Consider the following 293-nt stretch of genomic DNA (forward strand, 5'->3'; position numbering starts at 1 on the left):
GTTGTGATGCGCCGACAGCATATGCATTTGCTGATAGCACTGGGTAATCAAATCCACCGCTTTTTGTTGGCGCACTAGCAGGGGAGGAAGCGCTTTTTCGGGATCGGCATGCTGGGTCAGCATGCTGTACTTGGCCTCACAGTAATCGGCTAATTCGCGGTACAACAAACTGAGCGATTCACGCAGCGGCTGCTCGCGCCACATCCAGAACCAGAACCAGTTGAACAGGCCGTACCACAATGTGCCCAGCGCGTAGATTAGCAGCGGCTCCCAGACGGGCATGTTCCCGGCCA

General features: G+C 56.0%; 1 protein-coding gene. It reads right to left on the bottom strand.

Annotation, left to right across the window (positions count from 1 at the left end; translation table 11 throughout):
* Nucleotides 1–293, bottom strand: a 293-nt coding sequence (locus FDX22_RS15240) for an FUSC family membrane protein (protein WP_304571765.1), incomplete at both ends; no start/stop codon positions are given.

This window comes from Citrobacter sp. TBCS-14 (genome assembly GCF_005280805.1).
Classification (GTDB): domain Bacteria; phylum Pseudomonadota; class Gammaproteobacteria; order Enterobacterales; family Enterobacteriaceae; genus Citrobacter; species Citrobacter gillenii.